The following is an 18,862-nucleotide window of genomic DNA, read 5'->3' as shown; positions in this document are numbered from 1 at the left end:
ACTCGCGAGTCGCGGGGTGCAGTCAGGGCTCCACGGGGGTGTGGAGCCGGCTTCGGGTCGCCGGCAGGGGCGGTAGGAAGGGCAGCTGGGCCGGGCGTTCACCGCAGGCGGTGGACAGGGCGAGCAGGCAGCCGGCCGTTCCGGTGGCGAGGTCCATGGAGAGCCGCATCATCTGCTCCCCCGGAAAGGCAAGTCCGCCCTGGTAGTCCATGCCGTACCAGTCGAGGGCGGCCACCTGGGCGCGCAGTGTCTCGGGCGTGACGCCGGGAGCGGTGGTGCGGCCGAGGTACCAGATCATGCCGGCCCGGCCCCGTAGGAGGCCTGGTTGGACGCAGAAGCGCGGCTGGGCGGCGGTGAGGATGCCGGAGCGGGCCTCGGCCAGCGCGTCGGCTTCTGGCTCGGTCGTGTGGGCGAGGTAGTCGTCCAGGACGGCGCCGATACCGATGCTTCCCGCCCCGAGATACGGCATGGTGCGCCGGCCTTCATTTACCTCCAGTGAGCCCTGGCGTGTACGGACGCAGCGCGCGAGGTCCGAGCGCAGGGCGGCGCCGGCGAGTTCGAGCAGGGTGGGGGCGCCCGTGCGCTCGTACAGGCGCAGGAAGAGGAGTGCGGACCCGGTATCGCCATGCATCAGTCCGGCACGGTGGCGCGCGGGTGCTTCGGTGAGGCGGTCGGCGATGATCCGGGCGGCTTCGTCGGCCCGTTCGTGGAAGTGCCCTTCGCCCGTGGTGCGGGCCAGGTGGTCGAGGAGAAGGCCGATCCCTGCCAGGCCGGCGTGCAGGTCGGAGGGGAGCCGTTGCCAGTTCTCGCCGAGGAGGCGTTCGGTGAGGTCGAGGCACCGCTCCCTGTGCCCCAGGCGGTCCAGGGCGAGGGCGATGCCTGCCATACCGTCGTAGAGGCCGAGCGGGGTCCCGGACGGAACCGGGTCGGTGTGGTCGAGCAGCCACAGCTCGCCTGTCTCGTACCGCTCCGCCCCGGCCTCGGCCAGGGCGTAGAGCACTCCGGCCGCACCGTGTGCCAGGCCGAGTCCGCCGCCCTCGGCGAACTGGGCCACGTCCCCCGGAAAGAGCCGGTCGTCGCGGTCCGGGTCGGCGCCGGCGAGGATGGCGCGCACCATCGAGTCCCGCCCGCGGGGCCAGTCGCCCGGCTCGGGCAGCCGGGAGGAGGAAGGTGAAGAAGGCCGGCCGGCGGTACGGGTGATCTCGGCGACCGCCGTGTCGAGGAACTGCCGCGGCACCTCGGGGAAGTGCTCGGTGACGACCTGCGCGAGGTGCGCCGCCTTGTTCCGGTCGATGGCCAGCAGCGTGGTCAGGGGCAGGAACAGGGCGAGGCGGAGACAGGCCAGCGCGTACCGGTCCACGTCGGTGCCGGTACGGTCGGGCGGTGCGACATAGCCGGGGTGTGCGACGACCTGGCCGCCGTGCTCCGATGCCGAGGCGGCGGCCTCGAAGTCGATGAGGGACACCGATCGCTCGTCCGGGGCGACCATGATGTTGAACATGTGCAGGTCGTTGAAGACCAGCCCCCGGCTGTGGACGGCCTCGACCGCCTCCTCCACAGCCCGGTGGATCCGTAGCGCCCAGGCCGTGTGGTCGGCGACGGCCGAGGGCGCGGGGTCGGCGGCGAGCAGGGGAAGACGTTCGGCGAAGAACGAGTTGAGGGTGCGGCCCTCGAGGAAGTCCATGACCAGGAAGCGGTGATCGCCGAGACCGAACCAGTCGCGCACCTCGGGGGCGATGCCGAGCCCGGAGAGCCGTTCCAGCGCTGCCCGCTCCCGCTCCAGCCGGGCGACCGCGTCGGCGCCGTCGGAGGCGAGCCCCGCGTGCGCTCGCGCCTCCTTGAGCACCACCTGCCGTCCGTCGCGCGTGTCCGTGCCGCGATACACCCCTCCGCCGTTGGAGAAATGCAGGGCCTTGTCGATGCGGTACGGCAATTCGCCGAGTGCCGTGGCGTTGCGCGCGGCCAGGTGCGGCTTCAGGAAGGGCGGGAGCGTCACCCAGGCCGGTACCTGGAACACCGGCCTGCGGTCATCGGGTACGAGCCGCCCCTCGAGGTCCTCGATCGCGGTGACGAGCATGCCGTGCTCGTTGACGCAGGAGCGCTGCGCGAAGGCGCCGTACCGCACGTACAACGGCCCCTCGTGCCATCGCAGATCAGTGAGAATGTACGGGCCCGGGCGGCCCCCGAGGATCGCGTGCAACCCGGTGAGCACGCTGTGCAGCTGTTCTTCGTCCGCCGGGTACACGGTCGCGAACTTCCCGCTGCCGTCGCGGGCGGCGTACTTGCTGTTACGCAGGTGCAGCAGCCGCGGGCCGCGTACGAGCTTGAACGGAACGCTCCTCGGGACGCAGTAGTCCCATAGATCGCCTGCGGTCTTCTCGGCATCGTGGACGGTGGCCGAGACATGGACCTTCCACCCCTGGAGGGGGCGGACGCCGCCACCCGGAGCGAGCTGGAACCAGTCCCCTCTGCGGTGGGCCTGCCACCCAGCGGGAACGGGGCGCCGAACGGCAGCGAAGACCGCGTCCGCGGGGAGACGATCCGGCATGTCGTAGAAGTACTTGTCGGTCAGGCAGTAGGCCTCATACCGCTTGTCCAACCCCGACTGCTCCTTTTATCCGAACGCTTATCGAATCAGACCGATATTCGGTGCATTCTCGTGTAGCTTCTGGTAATGGCTTGATCACGTAATTCAGCCCATATATACCACCTCGGTGGAGTCTGAGGATCATGCAGCGCAAGGGTGGGCGGGGCGGCACAGGGCACGACGTGGACGCGGTTCTCGACGAGCTCTACGCCACGCCGCCGCCCGGCTTCGTCTCCCGTCGTGAGGAGCTGGCCGCCGAAGCCAGGGCGGCCGGCCGTGCCGAGGACGCGCGCCGGATCCATGCCGCCCGCCGTCCCACGCTCGCGGCCTGGGCGGCGAACCTGCTGCTGCGCTCGCGACCGGGTGAGAGCGAGCAGTTCCTGCGGCTGGGCCGGGAGCTGCGCGAGGCCTACCGAACCCTGGACCCCGGCGGGATCAAAGAGCTGTCCGAGCAGCGCCGACGTATTGTCTCCGGCCTGTCCCGGCAGGCTGCCCAGCTCGCTCGTGAGGCCGGGCATCGGCTGTCGGACACGGCGCAGCAGGACGTCGAGTCCACGCTGCGCGCCGTGCTCGCCGATCAGGACGCGGCGGACCGCTGGGCCACCGGCCGCCTGGAGAGCGCCCTCACTCCGCCGTCATCCTTCGCGTCCAGCACCGCCGAGACGGCCGGCCCACCGCGCAAGCCGCCCAGGCCGGCCGCTTCGCCCGCGTCGCGGGCACAGACGAAGGACGAACTCGCCGAGCGGCGCCGCCGGAGGCAGCAGCAGCTCGATCAGGCCCGCGGCGCAGCCAAGGCCGCCCAGCAGCGCCTCCGCGACCGGCGCGCCGAACAAGCAGAGGCTGACGCGTCGCTGCAACGGGCACGGGAGGACTACGGCCGGGCCCGTCAGCAGGTGTCCGCGGCCGAGCAGCAGCTGCGGCAGGCCCGCGAGGCGCTCCAGCGCGCCGACCAAGAACAGCGGGAAGCCGAGGAACGCCGTCATACGGCCGCCGATGCCCTGGCCCGGGCCGAGCAGGCAGCACACGAAGCCGCCCAGGAGGTGAAACGCCTGACCTCACGCGGCAGGTAAGGGCCGACGCACACGTGGAGCCGCCGAGCGGGTCGGCGCCACGCGCGCTACGGAGAGGTCGATGGCCGGCCCTCGCAGAGCCGCCGTCTGGACGGCGGCCTTCATGTCGTCGCTCTGGGCGTCCGAACCACCCGGACCGAGGTTCACCATGACCGTCGCCTGCCCGCCGTCGACACGTGGCGCCGCCCGCCGTCTCGTACCCGAAGATGTCGCCGGTGTGCCCCCAGTAGAGGCCGCCGCAGGGCAGCGGCCTGCTCTCCAGGCCGAGGCCGTACGCCCGGCCGTCCGGGTTGCCGGTCGGCCGGGTCTTCGTCATCTCCCGGAGCTGGGCCGGGCGCAGCATGACCGTCGCCACGAACGGTTTGGTCATGCTGCCGATCCCGAACCTGCTGTCGCGGCGCACCGGCGCGTGGCTCTTCACGTCCGCGACGCCGCTGGTCAGCACCACGCTGCCGCGCCGGTCCCGTACTTCGACGAGGGCTCCGGGCCCGCCGTCGACCGTGGTCAGCCGTCGCAGGAGTGCCCGCAGCCGAGTGTGGTCGGCGGGGTTGGCGGTGCGCACGCTCGCCCCGAACGCCGCTCCTTCTCCTGCGGAGATCCATCACAAGGGCCCTGACCCGACCCGGGATGTGGACGCTGTCCCCCGGCCGATCAGCGGCGCCGCAGTGACGAATCGAGCAGCGCGGGCGGAGTGTCGTACTTCTCGTGCGCGGCCAGGTCGGTGCCGGGAGCGACGATCGCGTCGATCGCGTCGAGCACGTCGGCGGAGAGCACGGTGTCGGCGGCGGCGAGCTGCGCGTGCAGGTGGTCGAGCGTGCGGGGGCCGATGAGCGCGCTGGTCACGGCGGGATGCGCGGTCACGAAACCGAGCGCGAGCTGGATCATGGTCAGGCCGGCCTCGTCGGCGACCTTGGCCAGCTGCTCGACGGCGTCGAGCCTGGCCCGGTTGTGGGGGATGGCGGTGTCGAAGCGTTCCGGCATGAACGTGGAGCGGCTGGTGGTTGTCTCCCGGCCCTCACGGATCGCGCCCGACAGCCAGCCCGAGGCCAGCGGGCTCCACACCAGCACACCGAGCCCGTACTGCTCGGTCACGGGCAGGACGTCGGTCTCGATCCCGCGCTGCAGGATGGAGTAGCTGGGCTGTTCGGTGACGTAACGGCTCAGGTGATGCTCGCGGGCGGCCCATTGGGCCTGCACGATGCGGTAGGCCGGGAAGGTCGAGGAGCCGAAGTAGCGGATCTTTCCCGCGCGCTGCAGGTCGGTCAGAGCCGACAGTGTCTCCTCGTCGCTGGTGCTCGGGTCCCACCGGTGGATCTGGTAGAGATCGACGTGGTCGACACCGAGACGGCGCAGGCTGTTGTCCAGCTCGGTGACCAGCCAGCGGCGCGAACTGCCCCGATGGTTGCGCTCCTCGCCCATGGGCATGCCCGCCTTCGTGGCCAGCACGATGTCGTCGCGGCGGCCGGCGATGGCTTTGCCGACCATCTCCTCCGACTCGCCGCCGCTGTACATGTCGGCGGTGTCGATGAGGTTGATCCCGGCATCGAGGGCGGCGTCGACGATGGCGGTGGCCTCGTCCTGGGTGGTGCGCCCGATCTCGCCGAAGTTCATCGCGCCGAGCGCGAGGGAGCTGACCTGTACACCGGTGCGGCCCAAGGTGCGGTACTGCATGACCGTGTTCCTCCATTGCGGATGAAGCGTGGTGGCAACGCGTGGCTTGGTTGTCGGCTCCTGCTCTGACATCATGAGCAAACGGAACCTCGTTCCGGAACGATATGGAACGCTGTTCCGTTTTGGCAAGCTCGATAGCGGAGGGAGCGGCGCGGTGAACGACAGCGACAAGGGCGCGGGGCGCGCGGCCCAGTCCAAGCGGGCGGACGCCCGGCGCAACAAGGAGACCCTGCTCGACGCGGCCGCCGCGGTCTTCGTCACGTCAGGCGTGGAAGCGCCGGTACGCGACATCGCGGCCAAGGCCGGGGTCGGGCTGGGCACGATCTACCGCCACTTCCCGACGCGAGCGGATCTCATCATCGCCGTCTACCGGCACCAGGTCGACGCCTGCGCCGAGGCCGGGCCGGCCCTGCTGGCGACCAGCGCGACTCCGCACGCCGCACTGGGGCAATGGATCGACCTCTTCGTCGATTTCCTGGTCACCAAGCACGGACTCGCCGCCGTGCTGCACTCCGACGACGCCGGCTTCGAGACGCTGCACGCCTACTTCCTCGACCGGCTCGTGCCCGTGTGCGCCCAACTGCTCGAAGCCGCGGCCGCCGCCGGCGAGATCCGCTCCGACCTGGAGGCCTACGAGCTCATGCGCGGCGTCGGGAACCTCTGCATCGGCGCGGACAGCGATCCCCGCTACGACGCACGTCGACTGGTCGAACTCCTCATCGCGGGACTGCGCCGACCGCACTGACCATCGGTGAGGGCAGCGGTGGGGCCCTGCGGCGGGGTCAGCGTTCGGCGAATTGCACGCGGGTCGGCTGTACGACGTTCGGCCGCAGCGCGATCCCGTCGACGGTCAGTTGTTCTCCGTAGATGTCGGTGATCCTGATCGCGCCGCCACACCCGCTGCCCTGGTCGGAGAGGAAGTAGTTGTATTCGGTACGGGGCAGCCGGGTCCAGCCGCCGCTGGTGCGCACCTCCAGCCGCGCCATCGGGTTCCGGTGGCCGATCACCTGGATGCCGCACCACCAGCGGCTGGACCCGGTCTTGTACCGGATCGAGACCGTGTCGGGCGTGCCGGGGCTCAGCAGGGTCCACGTGATCGGGATCCGGCCGCGCGACGGGTCGGCGAGTTCGGCGAAGGCCTGTGCGCTGAGGTCGAGTTGCCCGGGTGCGCAGGGCAGTGGGCATTCGTTGGTGATCCGGACCGTGACGGAGGCCCCGGTGGCCGCACGAACGAGCACATACGCCCCGCACGCCTTGGACGACTCGTAGTCGGCGTGGTTCATCGCCGCGATCATGAGGTCGTCGCTCGGGCCGTACGAGCAGGCGCCGTCGCCGGTCCCGGCGTCGTAGACGGTGGCGACTCCTCGGTAGGTGACGTCGGGCCGAATCCGTCCCGCCAACGGTGCCACGGCGGAGGCCGGCTGGGGGGTGGTCTTAGCCGATGGCCGCGTCGCCGCGGCGGTCGCGGTAGCCGCAGCGGTGGTCGCGGTAGCCGCCGGGGTCGTCGCACCGGCGGTCGCGGTCGGGGGCGCCGTGGACGGTTTCCGCCCTGGCGTCGCGGGAGGCACGGGCGTCCGGGCGTCGGCGACGGACGTGGCCGCTGACCGCCCGTCATCGTCCTCGCGGTCGGGGTGGAGAGCCATGACCAGGGATACGACGAGCGCGACGGCCGCCACGGCGGCGGAGACGAGGACGGTGCCCCGCTTGCGCGGAAGACGGCGGTGAGAAGGGGACGCCACGGATGAGCCCTTACGTAGTTCGGGAGAACGCGCGTTCGTGTGAGGCTCCGGTGGAGGGAGCTCCCGACCCATCAGTGGTCGCGGGGTCCGTAAAGGTTGCCGAGGTTTCGGCCGAATGGAGATGTGATCTCGGTCATGTCAGGTTTCCGTCAGGAAACCGGCCGCAGGCCGTCAGCCTGCCCTGGGTTTCGACCCCGACGCCCTGCGCGCGAAGTACCGCGCCGAGCGCGACCGCAGGATCCGCCCCGACGGCAACGGGCAGTACCGGCGCCTCACCGGCGAGTCGGGCTCGTACGCCGACGACCCGTACACCGAGTTCGTCGCTCGGGAGCCGTTGCGCGACCGGGTCGAGGCGGTGGTGATCGGCGGCGGGTTCGGCGGGCTGCTCGCCGGGGCGCGGCTGCGGCAGGCGGGCGTGGAGCCGATCCGGGTGATCGAGCAGGCCGGCGACTTCGGCGGGACCTGGTACTGGAACCGGTACCCGGGCATCCACTGCGACATCGAGTCGTACGTCTATATGCCGCTGCTGGAAGAACTGAACCACGTCCCGAAGTGGAAGTACGCGCCGGGCGAGGAGATCCGGCAGCACGCGATGGCGATCGGGCGGCACTTCGACCTCTACCGGGACGCCTGCTTCCAGACCCAGGTGAGCGAACTGCGCTGGGACGACACCGACTCGGAGTGGATCGTCGGCACGGACCGCGGTGACCGGATGCGGGCCCGCTACGTGGTGATCTCCAGCGGAACGCTCAGCATGCCCAAACTCCCCGCCGTCCCCGGCATCGAGACGTTCAAGGGGCACATGTTCCACACCAGCCGCTGGGACTACGACTACACGGGCGGTGACGCGGACGGCGGCCTGCGCAAGCTCGCCGACAAGCAGGTGGCCGTCATCGGCACCGGCGCGACCGCGATCCAGGTCGTCCCGCACCTTGGCCGTGACGCCGGGCACCTGTACGTGTTCCAGCGAACGCCCTCCACGGTGGACGTGCGCGGCCAGCGTCCCACGGACCCGGAGTGGGTCGAGTCGCTGCAGCCGGGCTGGCACCGCCGACACCCACGGAGTGGAGCGGATCACCGAGGACGCCGTCGTGGTCGGCGGCACCGAGTGCGAGGTCGACTGCGTCATCTTCGCGACCGGCTTCCAGGCCGGGGTGCCGGGGATCCTGTCCGGGCCTCTTCCAGCTCGGCCCGCCGCAGAACGCCTCCGCCGTGAACTACGTGCACATCCTCGACGAGCAGGCGACCCACGTCGCCGAGATCGTCGCCGAGGCGCGCAAGCGGCAGGCCCGGTACGTCGAACCGACCGCCGAGGCCCAGGAAGCCTGGGTGGCCACGATCCGCGCGAAGGCCGCCGACCTGCACGAGTTCCAGGCCGAGTGCACCCCCGGCTACTACAACAACGAGGGCAGGCCCAGAGAGCGGAGCGAGTCGTACGGCGACGGGCCGGTCGCCTTCCACGAACTGCTCCGCCGCTGGCGCGCGGAGGGCGGCATGGACGACGTCCTGGCGGAGTCGGAGCAGCCGGCATGAGCAGCGGATCTCCCAGCCGGTTCGACGACACCGGCAACCGGCAGGTCACCAGCGCCCGTTGGCAGACCGAGCGGCTCAACCCGCCCAACCGGCTGTGGGGTTCCAAGGTCCACGGTGAACAGCCGGGCCTGAGACCGTCCCGGAAGGGCGTGGGGGGAGGGCCGTCGTCAGACGGCGGCCCAACCGTCGTCGACCGGCAGGACGGCTCCGTTGATGAAGGCGGCGGCGTCGGAGGCGAGGAAGACGATGGCGTCGGCCTGCTCCTCCGCGGTGCCCAGCCGGCCGATGTTGGCTCCGATCAGCCGGCCGATCACGGCCGGGCCATGGGCCTCGGGGTCGGTGTCGACCTTGATGGGGGTCGCCGTCGGCCCGGGGGCGACGAGGTTGGCGCGGATGCCCTGCGTGCGGTACATGACGGCGAGGTTCTTGACCAGGCCGACGACGCCGTGCTTGGAGGCGGTGTAGGCCGCGCCCGCCGCGCTGCCGCGCAGGCCCGCCTCGGAGCCGGTGAAGACGATGGAACCGCGGCCCGCGGCCAGCATGTGCGGCAGCGCCGCGCGGGTGAGCAGGAAGGGCGCGGTCAGGTTGATCCGGATGACCCGCTCCCACTCGGCGTCGTCGACCTCGCCGAGCGCCGACATACGGTCCATGATCCCGGCGTTGTTCACCAGGACGTCCAGGCCGCCGAACGCCTCCACGGCACGCTCGACGACCCGGTCCACGACCTGCTGGTCGCTCAGATCGCCGACGACCGCGAGGCCGACGCCCCCGGCGGCCTCCATCTCCTTGACGGTCTCTTCGGCGCCCCCTGGCTCAGGTCGGCCACCACTACCTTGGCGCCCTCCCGCGCGAACTTCAGGGCCGCGGCCCGGCCGATGCCGGACGCCGCTCCCGTGACGACGACGCTGCGCCCCGCCAAACCGGTGCTGACCATAGGTGCTCCTCGACTCCCTCGGCGGTTGCCTGCTTGTCCTGGACAAGCAAGCAGGGAGCATTACTTGAGTCAAGTAATAAAGGCGGAAACCGGTTCGGATGCGGGCATGGGAACGCCGCTGGGGTCCGGACGCTGGACCGCGTCCGGACCCCAGCGGCGTTCACGACGCGAAGGCGTCGGTCATGCCGTCGCTGTGTGCGCGGGCTGGGTGGTTTCCGTCCGGGCGGAAGGCTCGGTGTCCGGTCGCCGGCGCTGCTGCTCCTGCTGCTCGGCGCGTTGCCGTGCAGCCTGCTCGCGGGTGATCACTTCGGTGGCGGCGCCGATGGCGACCGCGACCGGCCACTGCAGGGCTCCGGCCACGGTCATGCCGCCGAGGATCCCGTAGTAGACCATCTTGCGGGGCGAGGGGAGCATCGAGGTGCCCCTGCCGGCGCCGCTGAACAAGTCGCCCGGGGTCACATAGGGGATCGGGACCCGGGGGTGCGCGGTGTGCAGGTGCACGACCTTGCCGACCGCGCCGGGCTCCAGGCCCTGTGCTTCCTCCTCGCGGCGCTCCGCCGGAGCCTCGGGCGCCTGCTGCGCCTGGGCGGGTGTGGGAGCCACCGTGGTCTGCGCCTGTGTCGGGGCCGTAGCGGTCTGGGCTCGCTGTTCCTGGGTCAGTGGTTGTTCTGGCTGGGGCTGCGGGGAAGTCATCTCCGTCCTCCCGTGCTGGGAAGCGTGTGGATGTGTCCTCCCTCACCACGCTTCCACCCCTGGGCCGCGACAAACCACTTAAATGCGTCAAAAAGGACAGAGGTTGTGTCCGGTGCCGGGTCAGGCGTGAGCGGCCACCGGGCGCCCGTTGCCGACGAACGCCTTCCAGAGCTGGATGGACAGGCGAATGAGGGCGGCCTCGAGGAGGGCGACCGCCACCTGGGTCAGGATCGTGCCGAGGATGTGCGGCATGTTCAGCCGCCTTTCGTGTGCGTCGTGCTGGGTACCGCTCCTTTGTGCGGTCTCACGGCTTCCGGAAGGCGGCACCAGGGTGACCTGGGGGTGAATTTTCCCTTTCCGGCACGGTATGCCCCTCCGTCCGTCCCGCCCGCGCGGCGACACCGGCGGCGCCCCGCACCGAGGAGGGCCGGCGTGCCGTTCACCTCGGCGCGGTACCCCCCCGGCATCCCCCGCAGCGTGGTCTCCACCTCGCGTGCCGCGCCGGCCGTCCCGGGCCGTCCCAGGCGCTGGACCTCGATCTGCACGCCGCCGGGGGTCCGCCAGAGCCGGGGCGCCCGAGGTCGCAGCAGGGGCCCGACCACCGGCAGTGCCGCCGGTACGCCGGTCAGCCACTGCGCGGCGGAGCGGACCGATCCGAACAGCGAGGGACCGAACAGCGAGGGACCGGATGGCGCGAACCGGGAGAGCGCGGACGGGGACAGCGCTGGCCGGCTCACTTCAGCATGACCACGTTTCATCCGTATCGTCCTGCGTGGGCGCGCCGGATACGCCAGAAGGCGTCCCCTTCTGGCCCGCCGCGAGTTGCTCGAGCTCACGCGCGACCGCGTCGCCGAGCTCCGTGGCCTCACCGGGCCTGTGGTTGCTGACCACGGTGAGGGTGTAGGTGTCGCCGGTCTGCATGAGGCACAGGTTGGCCGTGCCCGGTCGGTGCAGCTGGGGAAGGGGGATGACGCGGACCAGCGGGCGTCCGTGCAGAGTGCTGGCCCTGTCTCTCCACTTGAACGCCGTGCATACCGTCGGGGTCACGTCGGGCTGCATCAGATGCCGGGCCAGCAGCGCCGGAACCCAGGGGCCGGGGCGTGCCGCGGCTTCGAGCAGGGGCAGTACCTTGCGGTGGACCTCGGTGCGGGCGGGCAGCTCGGCACACAGCCGCTGGCAGGCGCGCAGGCGGTCCGCGGGGGAGTCGCCGTCGACCGGCAGCGGCAGGCGCAGAGCGGTGACGATGTTGCCCAGGCGGTACGCGTCGGCGCCGGAACGCAGGTCCACCGGAACCGTGGCGTGAAGGGGCGCAGGCGCCTCGGGCCACCTGGCGACCGGTCCGTAACGGGCTCGCAGGGCGCCGGCCAGTGATCCCAGGAGCAGCTCGTTGAGCGTGGCGTCCGGCCCACCGGCCGGGAGGCGTCGGGCCGCCCGGATCACCTGGGCCGGAAGGTCCGCCACCGCGACCGAGGCCTCGGCGGCGCGAGGTGAGGGCAGCGGGAGTGCCTGGCCACCGGCTCGCATGCGACGCAGTTCCCTGCCCGCATCCTTCATCGTCACGGCGGACGGTTGTGGGGGGCGGGCAAAGCGGCGCGAGGACGGAGGCTCGTCCATCAGCAGTCGCATCAGGGTCTCCAGCGAGCGGCCGTCCATCAGACCGTGGTGAGCCAGCAGTACGACGGCGAAGTCGCCTCCGTAGGAGGCGCCCTCGGTCAGCCACATCCGCCACAGCGGCAGATCCGTGGGAAGCGGCTGCTCGATGACGGTGCGCAGCAGCGGTTCGAGTTTCTCGTCGGCTGCGAGGACCTGGGACTCGGGATCGAACGCGGAGGTGGCAGCGGCCCACCGGTGGCTCGACAGCGAGGCACCCGCGCGGATTCCGGGCCGCCGCGGTGGCGGTCGTAGAGTCCAGCTCACGCGGGGCAGTTCGCTCCAGCGTTCGACGACGCGGGCGCGGATCGTGGCGAGCTCGGGTCCGCGTCCGGAAAAGACGGCGGCGATCCCGATGACGCCGGGGCGGCCCGTACGGATGTGGCCCTCGTCCACAGCCGGCAGTCTCATCGCGTCAGTCATTCCGCATCCTCATAGCTCATCTGCACCGGCTTCCGCGAAGACGAGACAGGCGTTGTGGCCGCCGAAGGCGAAGCTGTTGCTGATCACTGGCCCCGCGCCGAGTTTGCGCGGTTCGCCGGTGACCACGTCGATCTCGCACCGGGCGTCGGGCCTCGTCAGGTTGGCCGTCGGCGGTGCGAGTCCCTCGGCCACGGAGAGGACCGTCGCCACGGCCTCCAGGGCGCCGGCCGCGCCGAGGGCGTGACCGAGAACCCCCTTGGGCGCGGTGACCGCCACCCTCCCGGGCCCGAAGACCGCGGCGAGAGCCCGCGCCTCCGCCAGGTCGTTCAGCTCGGTGCCCGTGCCGTGGGCGTTGACGTGGACGACGCTGTCGGGTGCCGTGCCGGCATCGGCGAGCGCCTGCTCGATACAGGCGCGTGCTCCCGCCCCGTCGGGATGGGGTGCGGTCAGGTGGTAGCCGTCGGAGGTGCGTCCGTACCCGGTCAGCAGCGCGTAGACACGTGCGCCGCGGACGCGCGCGGCGTCGAGTCGTTCCATGACCAGGAAGGCCGCCCCTTCGCCCAGGACGAAGCCGAGACGGTCGGCGTCGAAGGGGCGTGAGGCCGTCGACGGGTCGTCGTACCCGCCGGCCATCGCGCGCGCTCTGGCGAAGGCCAGGGCGGTCGTGGCGGTGAGCGGGGCGTCGTGTCCGCCCGCCACGACGACGTCGGCCGCACCCGAGCGGATCAGCTGCATGCCTTCGCCGATCGCGTGCGTGCCGGAGGCGCATGCGGTGGAGACGGTCAGACTGGGACCCGTGATGCTGTGCCGGGCGGTGATCCAGTAGGCGCCGGCGTTGTGCATCAGGAGCGGCGCGTACAGGGAACCGGGGTTGCCGAGCCCGTCTTCCTGGGAGATGACCCCGCCGTATCCGGTGCCGGTCACCACGGCACGTCGGCGGGGCGGGGCGGCCAGCCCGCCCGCGTCGCGGATCGCGTCGGTGGCGGCGCACAGGGCCATCTGTGACGACCGGTCCGTACGACGTGCCTCCTTCGGCGTCAGGTAGCCGTCAGGGGCGAAGTCGATGATCGCGCAGGCCGCGTGCTGTACGGAGCGGGCGTCGTCGAAGGCGTGGAGGCGTGCGGTGGGCCGGGCCCGCAGCAGGGTCTGCCAGAACTCCGGGGGAGTGTGTCCCGCCGCACTCCGCACGCCCAGCCCGGTGATGGCGACGTGGCCGCCCTTCATACGACCACACTCGACTGGCTCCCCGCGCGCAGCCCCATGATGAGGTGGACGACGTCCTCGACCGTGGCCACGCCCCTGACCTGGGAAGCCTCGGGCCGCACGCCGAACGTCGCTTCGATGGCGACTTCGAGTTCGGTGAGGTCCAGGCTGTCGGCCCCGAGGTCGGCCACCAGGCGGGCCGACGCGACGACCCGTTCAAGGGAAACGCTCATCACCTCGGCGCACAGGGGGCGTAGCGCATCCAGCACCTGCTGCTGATCAACTGTCATGCGTCCTTGCGTGCCTTCCTGTTGTCCGGCGGCGGCGGCCCGCCGTCGGATCGTGGGCATGGTGGACTTCCGGGAGCGGGCGTCAGCCCGCGTGCTCGGCCAACGCCTCCACTTCCTGAGTGATCGCCTCCGCGAGCCGTTGTGCTTCCCCCGCGGAGAGGTGACAGACCACGGTGAGGGTGACCGTGCCGACAACCTCCGCGAGACTGAAGGCGGCGCTTCCCGGCCGGTGCAGGGGGGAGAGACACACGAGCCGGATCAGCGGCCCGCCGTTCCACGAACTGGCTGTGACCGGCCACTTCAGCGAGGTGATCGCGGCGGCTACGTGGGACGCGTCGACCCCGTGGGTGCCGAGGGTTCTGGGCAGCCAGGGGGCGAAGTGCCGCGCGGTCTCGAACGCCGATCCGAGCGCCCTCTGAGCCCTGCCGCGGTGCCGGATGTCCGCCACGAGCCGGCCACTGGCCCGCAGCCGGTCCAGGGGGTCGTCGAGGTCGAGGGGCAGGGGGAACCGGGGAGCGGCGACGATGTTGCCCAGTTCCGCGGCCTCATGACCGCCGCGCACATCGCAGGGCACCATGGCGTAGACGGGACGGGAAGCCCGCGGCCATCGGCCGGCGGGCCCGTAACGGGCGGACAGGGCACCGGTCACCGAGGCCACCAGCAGGTGGTTCAGCGTGACGCGGCCCCCGTCGATCCGCCGTCGGCAGGCGGTCCGCACGACCTCCGACGGCAGCGCGACGGTCGCCACCGAGGGGCGGGGATCACCCGTCGCTCCGAGCGGGATGGCCTGGCCCGGCGCGAACAAGGTGAGCAGTTCCCTGCCGACATCTCTCCAGCCCACTCCTTCCGCGGGTACGGCAGGAGGGGGACGCAGGGCTGGAGCGGGGTCGGGTGCGTCGTCCATCAGCAGGCTCAACAGCGTGACCAGCGACCGGCCGTCGAGCAGGGCGTGCTGTGCCACCAACGCCAGGGCGAAGTCACCGTCGTAGGCGGCGTCCCGGACCACCAGCAGTCGCCAGGGCGGCAGTTCGTATCCGAGTGGACGGTCGACGTGGGAGGTCAGCAGGTCCTCGAGTTTTTCACCCGAGTCCAGGACCTGGGCCGCGGCGTCGAACCTTCCCGGACATGTCCAGTGAAACCGAGCCGGCTGGTTGTGGGGGGTCGCCCGCACCCAGCTCATCCGGTCCAGCGGTCCCCACCGCTCCACCACCCGGGACCTCACGTCGTCGATATGCGGCGGATCTCCTGAAAGCACGGCGGTGACACCGACTACTCCCGCGCATCCGTTCGACGCCAGCAACTCATCCGCAAACGGGAACCTCATGCGATTCATCATCATGAACCCTTAGGAAGCAGTGCTGGCCGGAGAAAGTGGCGCAATCACCATAACGCACGTTTGGGGCGTTTTTGGACGGTGATTATTCTGCTCATATGAAACTGACGTGGCCGCTTCACGTGCCCGTCACAATGTCGCCCGAGATTCAGATATGGTGTGTGCGGGGCTCGGTAAATAATACGATTCTCATTAACATGTCTTTTACTGGACATTGCAATCGCACAGCCTCTATCATCGCTCGGGCGGCCGGAAATTCACCGGCGACAGTATTGGGTGCTGGGATGGGCGTTGCGAGTGCAGAGTGAGACGGTGGATTTTCAGCGGCTGGTCAATCTCTCTCCGGCTGTGCAGTACACCGCGCTGCTGGAAGTGGTAAAGGAACAGATATCCGCGGTCACCGACGCGGAAGCGGCCTGCCTCCCCGTCGAGGCACAGGCTCCGTGGCGGCGCCTCGGTATCTACCGGCACGTGGCGCAACAGTTCCGGGACGGAGTGTCGGACGCGACCGGGCTTCGGCTGCCGGCCACTCTGCTGTTCGATTATCCGACGCCGCGCGCCCTGGTCGAATATCTGCGTTCCGCGCTGCTGGGCGTCTCGACCGTGCCCGAATCCGCCGCGCCGGAAACCCGGAGCACCGCCGACGACCCGGTGGTCATCGTCGGCCTCGGCTGCCGCCTGCCCGGCGGAATCGACTCCCCCGAGGCCCTGTGGCGGCTGGTCGACGAGGGCGGGGACGCGATCGGCGGCTTGCCCGGGGACCGGGGCTGGGACCTGGACGGGCTGTACGACCCGGATCCGGAGCAGCACGGCACCGCGTACACCCGGCACGGCGGATTCCTCGACGGGGTGGGCGAGTTCGACCCCGGATTCTTCGGGATCAGCCCGCGCGAGGCGGCCGCACTGGACCCGCAGCAGCGGCTGATGCTGGAGATCTCCTGGGAGGCGATGGAGCGGGCGGCCATCGACCCGCATTCCCTGCGCGGCAGCCGCACGGGCGTCTTCACCGGCGTGTCGCTCCAGGACTACGGGCCCGCCTGGCACGAGGCCCCGCACGAGGCGCAGGGACAGATGCTCACCGGCAACGCCCTGGGCGTCGTCTCCGGGCGTGTCTCCTACACCTTCGGGTTCGAGGGACCGGCCCTGACCATCGACACGCAGTGCTCGTCGTCGCTGGTCGCGCTCCACGCGGCGGCGCAGGCGCTGCGCACCGGTGAGTGCGACCTCGCGCTGGCCGGAGGCGTCACCGTGATGTCGACGCCGGGCATGCTGCTGGAGTTCAGCCGCAAGCGCGGTCTGGCCCCGGACGGACGCTGCAAGGCGTTCTCCGCCGACGCGGACGGCACCGGATGGGCCGAGGGCGCGGCCGTACTGCTGCTCGAGCGGCTCTCGGACGCCCGTCGCGCGGGCCGCCGGGTGCTGGCGGTGCTGCGCGCCACCGGCACCAACCAGGACGGCGCGAGCAACGGCCTGACCGCGCCCAACGGGCCGTCCCAGCAACGGCTGATCCGGCAGACACTGGCCAGGGCCCGGCTGAGCGCGGCCGACGTGGACGCGGTGGAGGCGCACGGCACCGGCACCGCGCTCGGCGACCCGATCGAGGCGAACGCGCTGATCGCCACGTACGGCCAGGACCGGCCCGAGGGCCGGCCGCTCCGCCTGGGATCGCTGAAGTCGAACATCGGGCACGCCCAGGCGGCGGCGGGCGCGGCCGGAGTGATCAAGATGGTGATGGCGATGCGCCACGAGGTGCTCCCGCGCACCCTGCACGTCAACGAGGCTTCCCCGCACGTCGACTGGTCCGCGGGCGCCGTGGAGCTGCTGCGCGAACCGGTGCCGTGGCCGCGCACCGGTCGTCCGCGCCGGGCTGCCGTGTCCGCCTTCGGCGTGAGCGGCACGAACGCGCACGCCATCATCGAGGAGGCCCCGGCGGAGCCCGTCGCCGCCCAGCCCGCCCTGCCGGTCGTGGTGTCCGCGCGGACCGAGGTGGCGCTGCGCGAGCAGGCCGGACGCCTCGGTGCGTACCTGTCCGACCACCCGGAAGTCGACCTGCCGGACGCCGGGTTCACCCTGGCGGCCCGTACCCGCTTCGAGCACCGCGCCGTCATCGTCACGGCCGACCGCGACGAGGCCGTACGTGCCCTGCTGACGGTGGGTGAGGGCGGCGCCGCGCCGGGCGTGACGCGCGGCAGCGTGCCGCCGGAGCTCGTGGACGGGCGGCTCGCCGCGCTGTTCACCGGGCAGGGCGGCCAACGCCCCGGCATGGGGCGCGAGTTGTACGCCGTGTACCCGGTCTTCGCCGAGGCCCTGGACGAGGTGTGCGCCCGGATGGACGTCCATCTGGAACGGCCGCTGCGGGAGGTGATGTTCGCGCCCGAGGGCTCCGAGGGCTCCGAGGGATCCGAGGGCTCCCAGGGCGTCGAGGGACCAGACGGGGCCGCGCTGCTGAACGAGACCGCGTACACACAGCCCGCCCTGTTCGCGTACGAGACCGCTCTGTTCCGTCTCCTCCAGTCGTGGGGCGTGGTCCCGGACGTGCTGATCGGGCACTCGATCGGCGAGTTGACGGCCGCCCACCTGGCCGGAGTGTGGTCCCTGGACGACGCGTGCGCGCTGGTCGCCGCACGGGGACGGCTGATGCAGTCCTGCCGGCCGGGCGGCGCGATGGCTGCGGTGCAGGCGGCCGAGGACGAAGTGCTGGCGACCCTGGCCGGGTTCGGGGACCGGGTGGTCGTGGCGACGGTCAACGGCCCGGCCGCGACCGTCGTCGCGGGCGACGCGGACGCGGTGGCCGAGGTGGTCGCGCTGTGGCGGGAGCGGGGCCGCAGGACCAAGCGGCTGACGGTCTCCCACGCCTTCCACTCCCCGCACATGGACGACATGCTCGACGCCTTCCGCGAGGTCGCCGCGCGCGTCACCTACCGGCCTCCGCTCCTGCCCGTGGTCTCCAACCTCACCGGGCAGCCGGCCACGGCCGAGCAACTCGCCTCGCCCGACTACTGGGTGCGGCACGTGCGCGAGGCCGTCAGGTTCCTGGACGGCATGCGTTGCCTGCACCAGCAGGGTGTGACCGCCTACCTGGAACTCGGCCCCGACGCGGTGCTGTCCGCCATGGGAGCCGGCTGCCTGCCCGAGGACGCGACAAGCTCCACCTTCGTGGCGGCGGCGAGGGCCGGACGCCCCGAGGCGGCGACCCTGCAGACGGCGCTGGCCGAACTGCACGTACGCGGTGTGCACGTCGAATGGCGCGCGCTCTACGAGGGGCGGGGCGCGGCGCACGTCGAACTACCCACGTACGCCTTCCAGCGCAGGCGCTACTGGCTCGAGTCCACCGCGAGGGCGCACAAGCCCGCCCCGACCGCGGCGGTGTCGGACCCGGCCCAGTGGCGCTACCGGGTGCGGTGGCGGCCGGTGGTGGCCCCGCCGACCGCGGTGCCGCCCTCGCTGTCCGGCACATGGCTGCTGATGACACCGCCGGCCGGCGTCGACGAGGAACTGGTCACGCGCATGACGTGGGTGATCGACCGGCTCGGCGGCCGCACGGTGCGCGTGCCGGTCGGGCCACAGGACGCGGACCGTCGGCGGATGGCGGAGCTGCTGGAGAAGCGGATGGCCGACGCGGGCGGCACGCTCGACGGCGTACTGTCGCTGCTCGCGCTGGACTCGACGGGGCATGCGGGGTTGGGCTCCGTCGGGGTTACGGCTCATGACGTCGCCGGGCATGCGGGGTTGGGCT

General features: G+C 71.4%; 11 protein-coding genes and 4 pseudogenes. 4 read left to right on the top strand and 11 right to left on the bottom strand.

Annotation, left to right across the window (positions count from 1 at the left end):
* Nucleotides 1-22: 22 nt before the first annotated feature.
* On the bottom strand, nt 23-2,599 hold the full coding sequence (gene lanKC, locus ABT063_RS01745; protein WP_351055051.1) for a class III lanthionine synthetase LanKC: 2,577 nt from the start codon (nt 2,597-2,599) through the stop codon (nt 23-25).
* A gap of 131 nt (nt 2,600-2,730) precedes the next feature.
* On the opposite strand from lanKC, the gene ABT063_RS01740 reads away from it, so the two are divergent.
* Nucleotides 2,731-3,657, top strand: coding sequence for a hypothetical protein (locus ABT063_RS01740; protein ID WP_351055050.1), 927 nt, complete (start codon nt 2,731-2,733; stop codon nt 3,655-3,657).
* Between the two features lie 394 nt (nt 3,658-4,051).
* Here ABT063_RS01740 and ABT063_RS01735 read toward each other — a convergent pair.
* Nucleotides 4,052-4,219 (bottom strand): annotated as a pseudogene (locus ABT063_RS01735) (serine hydrolase domain-containing protein); the annotation flags it as partial.
* 89 nt (nt 4,220-4,308) lie between these two features.
* Entirely contained in the window at nt 4,309-5,328 is a 1,020-nt protein-coding gene (locus ABT063_RS01730; protein ID WP_351055049.1) for an aldo/keto reductase, read from the bottom strand.
* A gap of 154 nt (nt 5,329-5,482) precedes the next feature.
* On the opposite strand from ABT063_RS01730, the gene ABT063_RS01725 reads away from it, so the two are divergent.
* Nucleotides 5,483-6,073 carry a TetR/AcrR family transcriptional regulator gene (locus tag ABT063_RS01725; RefSeq protein ID WP_351055048.1) on the top strand — a complete coding sequence of 197 codons (591 nt, stop codon included), beginning with the start codon at nt 5,483-5,485 and terminating at the stop codon, nt 6,071-6,073.
* A gap of 37 nt (nt 6,074-6,110) precedes the next feature.
* Here ABT063_RS01725 and ABT063_RS01720 read toward each other — a convergent pair whose 3' ends face one another.
* Nucleotides 6,111-7,067 (bottom strand): expansin EXLX1 family cellulose-binding protein, encoded by a 957-nt coding sequence (locus tag ABT063_RS01720; RefSeq protein ID WP_351055047.1) that lies wholly within the window; start codon nt 7,065-7,067, stop codon nt 6,111-6,113.
* Between the two features lie 181 nt (nt 7,068-7,248).
* Between ABT063_RS01720 and ABT063_RS01715 the strand changes: the two are divergent.
* Nucleotides 7,249-8,600: pseudogene (locus ABT063_RS01715) on the top strand (flavin-containing monooxygenase).
* Nucleotides 8,601-8,767: 167 nt separating this feature from the next.
* On the opposite strand, the pseudogene ABT063_RS01710 reads toward ABT063_RS01715, so the two are convergent.
* The 7 genes and pseudogenes from ABT063_RS01710 to ABT063_RS01680 form a co-directional block, all read right to left on the bottom strand.
* A pseudogene (locus ABT063_RS01710) lies at nt 8,768-9,534 on the bottom strand (SDR family NAD(P)-dependent oxidoreductase).
* Nucleotides 9,535-9,714: 180 nt separating this feature from the next.
* On the bottom strand, nt 9,715-10,227 hold the full coding sequence (locus ABT063_RS01705; RefSeq protein WP_351055046.1) for a hypothetical protein: 513 nt from the start codon (nt 10,225-10,227) through the stop codon (nt 9,715-9,717).
* Between the two features lie 120 nt (nt 10,228-10,347).
* Complete coding sequence (locus ABT063_RS01700; RefSeq protein WP_351055045.1) at nt 10,348-10,479, bottom strand: hypothetical protein; 132 nt, start codon at nt 10,477-10,479, stop codon at nt 10,348-10,350.
* Between the two features lie 486 nt (nt 10,480-10,965).
* On the bottom strand, nt 10,966-12,300 hold the full coding sequence (locus ABT063_RS01695; RefSeq protein WP_351055044.1) for a wax ester/triacylglycerol synthase domain-containing protein: 1,335 nt from the start codon (nt 12,298-12,300) through the stop codon (nt 10,966-10,968).
* Between the two features lie 9 nt (nt 12,301-12,309).
* Complete coding sequence (locus tag ABT063_RS01690; protein ID WP_351055043.1) at nt 12,310-13,524, bottom strand: beta-ketoacyl-[acyl-carrier-protein] synthase family protein; 1,215 nt, start codon at nt 13,522-13,524, stop codon at nt 12,310-12,312.
* Nucleotides 13,521-13,793, bottom strand: a complete 273-nt coding sequence (locus tag ABT063_RS01685; protein WP_351055041.1) for an acyl carrier protein — start codon at nt 13,791-13,793, stop codon at nt 13,521-13,523. The genes ABT063_RS01690 and ABT063_RS01685 overlap by 4 nt, the downstream gene beginning before the upstream one ends.
* An 82-nt stretch (nt 13,794-13,875) precedes the next feature.
* Entirely contained in the window at nt 13,876-15,015 is a 1,140-nt protein-coding gene (locus ABT063_RS01680) for a WS/DGAT domain-containing protein (protein ID WP_351055040.1), read from the bottom strand.
* Between the two features lie 432 nt (nt 15,016-15,447).
* On the opposite strand from ABT063_RS01680, the pseudogene ABT063_RS01675 reads away from it, so the two are divergent.
* A pseudogene (locus tag ABT063_RS01675) lies at nt 15,448-18,862 on the top strand (type I polyketide synthase); the annotation flags it as partial.

Origin of the sequence: Streptomyces sp. NPDC002838 (assembly GCF_040295365.1) — a bacterium.
Classification (GTDB): domain Bacteria; phylum Actinomycetota; class Actinomycetes; order Streptomycetales; family Streptomycetaceae; genus Streptomyces.
Note: the sequence above shows the minus strand (reverse complement) of the source record. Positions and strands in the feature narration are given on the sequence as shown.